The 4,485-nt window shown below is 70.4% G+C and carries 5 protein-coding genes; 4 read left to right on the plus strand and 1 reads right to left on the minus strand.

Going from position 1 to position 4,485, the window contains the following annotated elements:
* The first annotated feature begins 177 nt into the window (after positions 1 to 177).
* Genes ABNT58_RS12015 through ABNT58_RS12025 form a run of 3 tightly spaced genes read left to right on the plus strand, consistent with a single transcriptional unit; the run spans position 178 to position 2,369 of the window.
* Positions 178 to 1,581, plus strand: coding sequence for a copper oxidase (locus ABNT58_RS12015; RefSeq protein ID WP_348753709.1), 1,404 nt, complete (start codon positions 178 to 180; stop codon positions 1,579 to 1,581).
* Positions 1,582 to 1,596: 15 nt separating this feature from the next.
* Positions 1,597 to 2,235 carry a cupredoxin family protein gene (locus tag ABNT58_RS12020; protein ID WP_348753710.1) on the plus strand — a complete coding sequence of 213 codons (639 nt, stop codon included), beginning with the start codon at positions 1,597 to 1,599 and terminating at the stop codon, positions 2,233 to 2,235.
* Entirely contained in the window at positions 2,232 to 2,369 is a 138-nt protein-coding gene (locus ABNT58_RS12025; protein WP_348753711.1) for a copper-binding protein, read from the plus strand. The genes ABNT58_RS12020 and ABNT58_RS12025 overlap by 4 nt, the downstream gene beginning before the upstream one ends.
* 13 nt (positions 2,370 to 2,382) lie before the next feature.
* On the opposite strand, the gene ABNT58_RS12030 is transcribed toward ABNT58_RS12025, so the two are convergent.
* Positions 2,383 to 3,957, minus strand: coding sequence for a methyl-accepting chemotaxis protein (locus ABNT58_RS12030; protein ID WP_348753712.1), 1,575 nt, complete (start codon positions 3,955 to 3,957; stop codon positions 2,383 to 2,385).
* Between the two features lie 117 nt (positions 3,958 to 4,074).
* Here ABNT58_RS12030 and ABNT58_RS12035 point away from each other — a divergent pair.
* Positions 4,075 to 4,485, plus strand: a 411-nt coding sequence (locus ABNT58_RS12035; protein ID WP_348753713.1) for an ABC transporter substrate-binding protein, incomplete at its 3' end; no start/stop codon positions are given.

Below are 4,485 nucleotides of genomic sequence, written 5' to 3' on the forward strand. Positions count from 1 at the left end.
GATCGCGGGTGTGAACACCGCCATCGAATCGCTGCGCGACTTCTGGCTGGCGCAGGCCGAGCTGGACCAGGCCCTGGTGGGGCCGCCCGGCGGCAGCCTTCCTGCCCCCGCCGCCAGCCCCACCGCCCCCACCGCCGAGGCCGCGCATTGAGCGCCGCCGGCACAAGGAACACCCCGATGCTTTCCCGACGCAACCTTCTGGGCGCCAGCGCCGCCGTGGGCGCCGCTGCCGTCAGCCGCGTGGCGCTGGCCGCGCTGCCCGAGCCGGTGCTGCAGACCTCGCCCGACACCCAGCCGCCGCTGCAGCCGCCCAGCGGCCGGCCCTACAACCCGGTGGTCACGCTCAACGGCTGGACGCTGCCCTGGCGCATGAACAACGGCGTCAAGGAGTTCCACCTGGTGGCCGAGCCGGTGGTGCGCGAGATGACACCCGGCTTCAAGGCCCATCTGTGGGGCTACAACGGCCAGAGCCCCGGCCCCACCATCGAGGTGGTGGAAGGCGACCGGGTGCGCATCTTCGTCACCAACAAGCTGCCCGAGTCCACCACCGTGCACTGGCACGGCCAGCGCCTGCCCAACGGCATGGACGGCGTCACCGGCCTCACGCAGCCGGCCATTCCGCCCGGCAAGACCTTCGTCTACGAGTTCGTGGCCCGCCGGCCCGGCACCTTCATGTACCACCCGCATGCCGACGAGATGGTGCAGATGGCCATGGGGATGATGGGCCAGTGGATCACCCACCCCAAGGGCCGGCATCCGCTGATCGCCGAGGTCGACCGTGACTTCTGCTTCCTGCTCAATGCCTACGACATCGAGCCCGGCAGCGCCACGCCCAAGGTGATGACGATGCTGGACTTCAACCTGTGGACCTGGAACAGCCGCATCTTCCCCGGCATCAGCCCGCTGGTGGTGCGGCACAACGACCGGGTGCGTGTGCGCATCGGCAACCTGACGATGACCAACCACCCGATGCACCTGCACGGCCATGAATTCACCGTCACCGGCACCGACGGCGGTCCGGTGCCCCGCAGCGCCCGCTGGCCCGAGGTGACCACCGACGTGGCCGTGGGCCAGATGCGGCAGATCGAGTTCCTGGCCGATGAAGAGGGCGACTGGGCCTTCCACTGCCACAAGAGCCACCACACGATGAATGCGATGGGCCACGACGTGCCCACGATGATCGGCGTGGACCACAGCGGCGTGGCGCGGCAGATCACCCAGCTGATCCCCGACTACATGGTGATGGGCGAGCGCGGCATGGAGGACATGACCGAGATGGAAATGCCGCTGCCCGACAACACCGCCGCGATGATGACCGGCACCGGCCCCTTCGGCGCCGTGGGCATGGGCGGCATGTTCAGCGTGCTCAAGGTGCGGCGCGGCCAGCGGCCCGGCGACTACCGCGACCCTGGCTGGTTCACACACCCGCCGGGCACCGTGGCCCATGAATTCGGCGGCACGCCGATGCCTGCCACGCAGGCGCCGGCTTCCAGCGGCCCCGCGGCCATGCCGGCGGCCGGCCAGCCCGCGCAGCCAGTGGAGGTGCAGGTGCGCAAGCCCGGCGGCGGCCATGCCCATTGAACGAAGGAGCAGACCATGAACGAGAACGACCGACCCCTTGGCCCACGCCGCCGCATCTTGGCAGCGGTGCCTGCGCTGCTGGCGGCGCCGCTGCTGGTGCTGGCCGGCCGTGTGGCGCAGGCCCATGGCAGCAGCCATGGCGCAGCCGCCCCCGCCCCCGCCGCCGCCCCTGAACAGAAGCCCTGGGGCATCGCCGGCGACCCGCAACAGGTGCGGCGCACGCTGGAGGTGACGCTGCGCGACACCATGCGCTTCGAGCCCGACCGCATCACGGTGAAGCTGGGCGAGACCTGGCGCCTGCGGGTACGCAATGCCGGCGCTGTGCTGCATGAGTTCGTCATCGGCACACCCGACGAGAACCGCCAGCATGCCGAGTTGATGATGAAGTTTCCCGACATGCAGCACGACGAGCCCTGGATGGCCCACGTGCAGCCGGGCGGCACCGGTGAGGTGGTGTGGCTGTTCAACCGGCCGGGTCAGTTCGAGTTCGCCTGCCTGATCGCGGGCCATTACCAGGCCGGCATGTCCGGCCTCATCACCGTGGTGTCCGATGAAGGCGCCATGACCGAAGCCGAGGTCCGCAAGGTCGATATCGACACCGGCCGCGTAAGCTGCGCCATGGCGAGATCGCCAATCTGCAGATGCCGCCGATGACCATGGTCTTCCGCGCCCGCGAGCCTTTGCTGCTGCAGGGCCTGAAGCCCGGTGACCGCGTGCGCTTCCGGGCCGAGAAGGTGGAGGGTGGCTATGCCGTGACCGCCATCACGCCCCTGGCCATGGCCCCTTGAGCGCGCCGCCGGCTCAAGCCGCCTGAGCGGTGCGGAAGGAGGCCACCGCCGTGACCAGGCGGCTGGCGTTCTCCTTCAACGCGTCGGCGGCCGCGGCCGATTGTTCGACCAGCGCCGCGTTCTGCTGGGTCATCTGGTCGACGCTGGCGACGCGGCCGGTGATGGCGTCGATGCCGGTGCTGACCTCGGTCACCCGCTGGTGGATGTCGCTGATCGTGCCTTCGACCCGCCGCACGCTGCCCACCAGTTCGGTCATCGTGTGGCCGGCCTGCTGCACCAGCTCGGCGCCTGCATCCACGCGGGCCACGCTGGCGTGGATCAGCTGCTTGATCTGCTGCGCCGCTTCACCCGAGCGTTTGGCCAGGCTGCGCACCTCGCTGGCCACCACGGCGAAGCCGCGTCCCTGTTCGCCGGCGCGGGCGGCTTCCACCGCGGCGTTCAGGGCCAGGATGTTCGTCTGGAAGGCGATGCCGTCGATCACGCCGATGATCTCCACGATCTGGCGCGAGCTGCCGTGGATCTCCTGCATCGTGGTGACCACCTGCGACACCACCGAGCCACCGCGCTGGGCCACCTCGGCCGCGCTGCGTGCCAGGTCATTGGCTTGGCGGGCGGCATGGGCCGAGTGGTGCACGTTGGTGGTCAGCAGGTCGATGGCGCCGCTGACTTCCTGCAGGTTGCTCGCCGTGGCCTCCGTGCGCTGGCTGAGGTCGAGGTTGCCGGTGGCCACCTCGTGGCTGGCCACCTGGATGCGGTCGGCGCTGCCGCGCACATCGGCCACGATGCCGCGCAGCGCCGCATTCATGCGCGCCAGCGAGTCCAGCGTCTGCGCCGTCTCGGCCGCCCCCTGCACGTCGATGGGCCGCGTCAGGTCCCCGCTGGCGATGTGTTCGGCGATGCCGCGCACCGTGGCCAGCGTTGCCAGGATGGAGCGGCTGACGGCATAGCCCGCGGCCGTGGCGCCGGCGACCGCCAGCAAGGCGAACACGCCCAGCACCAGCTGGATGCGGCCGGTCAGCGATTCCACCTCGCCGCCCAGCCGCGCGGACCAGGCCTGCACCGCCCGACCTACCTCGTCCAGGCCCGACTGCGCGGCCAGGAAGTGGCGGTTGACGTCGCCCAGCGCGGCAGTGGCCTCATGGGCATCGGGGAAGCGGGCGCCGATCAGCTCCTGGTAGAACTTGTCGAAGGCTTGGCGGTAGGCCGCCACGTCGCGTGCGACGCCCGCCAGGGCGGCCGGCTGCTCCTGCTGCGGCAGGCCGCTGCGCAGGGCGGCCAGCTCGCCTTCGGCGGCCTGCAGCGCCGCCTCCCAGGTTTGGCGGGCCGCCTGGATGGCCGTGTTGTCGAGGTTGTTGGCCACCATGGTCTGCTCGGCCGCACGGGCGCGCCACAACTGCTGCAGCGCGATGCCGGCATGGGCCTGTGAGGGCAGCACCTCGGCCTGCAGGGCCTGCACGTTGTGCCGGGCTTCGCGCAGGCCGTGGCTGCCGATGGCAGCGGTGCCCAGCAACAGCAGCAGAACCAGGCCGAACGCGGACAGCAAGCGGTGACGAACGGACAGGCGGGCCAGCATGGCGAATTCCTTCACGGACAACTTCGGGGTTGTCGGCAGTCGGCGGTGGCGCTTGAGCCGCTGGCGCCTGGTCCGGTGCGCGAAAGGCTGCCTGCCTACAATCCGCGGCCCTGAAATTGCTCAAGCCGTTCGATGCCTTCTGCCCTGTTGAAGCTGGTCACTGCACGCGCGCTGCGCCGACACCTGCTGGCGCTGGCTGCCAGTGCGCTGATGGGCGTGGCCGCCACGCAGCCAGCGCTCGCGCAGCCTGCGCCTTCCACCGTGCCCCCGGGCAAGGAGCCCATCCGCATCGCGATGATCGAAGGCTTGTCGGGCCCGTTCGCCAATGCCGGTGAAGCGGTGTTCCGCAACCTGCTGTGGGCGGTGGAGCGGGTCAATGCCCGCGGCGGTGTCAAGCTGGCCGATGGCGCCCATGCGCTGGAGTTGGTGCGGCTGGACAGCAAGGGCAACACCGAAGAGGCGCTGGCCATGCTGCGCGCCGCGCTCGACCGCCGCATCAACTTCGTGGCGCAGGGCAACAGCTCGGCCACAGCGGCGGCCATC

The sequence above is a fragment of the uncultured Aquincola sp. genome (genome assembly GCF_964001545.1).
Classification (GTDB): domain Bacteria; phylum Pseudomonadota; class Gammaproteobacteria; order Burkholderiales; family Burkholderiaceae_C; genus Aquincola.